Source organism: Dellaglioa sp. CoH-57-MRSF-21 (assembly GCF_056781915.1).
In genome coordinates this window covers 1-620 of the sequence record NZ_JBXAXU010000034.1, presented here as the reverse complement: position 1 = coordinate 620, position 620 = coordinate 1, and the positions used below count along the sequence as shown (strand labels likewise).

Below are 620 nucleotides of genomic sequence, written 5' to 3'. Positions count from 1 at the left end.
CCTTTTGACCTCAGGTCCACACGGTAGCTCCCGACGGAACTGAGACTGCGGCTGATGCGTTGTAGACGACGGTGAACGTCGAGTCTGCGGACACGAGCTTGCCGAAATCTTCGTAGTTGATACCGAACAGGTACTGCGTCCCATTAAACACATATAGGCCCGGGTCTCGTCCCAAACTCGGTTGAATCAGAACATATGGGCGACCCACGTAGTCTTGACCTCGGAACTGCGTGTCCCAAGGTACCGAAACGTTAGTCACCGTTGCCGCACCCGTTTGCACGGTAGCTGCCGAGTAAAAGACGTTTGCGAAGCCTTGTTGATATGCCATGTTATTTCTCGCTATCAATTGATTGCAGACGTTGTGCTGCGCTCAGCCCGGTGTCGAGTGCCGGACCATCATGAGGGATTCCGTTAGTTGTGGTAAACAACGCGGGAATGGCGTCGGCAGTTTCTTTTCGCTTCTCGTTTTGTTTTTGTTGCTTATCCTTCTGGTCGCGGTAGCCGTACGCATTGTCTAGGGCACGCTTCGCATCGTACAACCGCGACTTGTCCGCCCCCTGAAGATCGCGCCCCTTTCGATTGGTGAAGCCGTTCAGCTTTGAGCTTGCTTCACCGAAATC

1 protein-coding gene is annotated in these 620 nt (G+C 53.7%); it reads right to left on the bottom strand.

Annotated elements, in window-relative coordinates:
• Window positions 1-329 precede the first annotated feature (329 nt).
• Window positions 330-620 (bottom strand): hypothetical protein (locus tag AC1RPQ_RS07755; protein ID WP_481762223.1); only part of this gene is annotated, 291 nt, incomplete at its 5' end.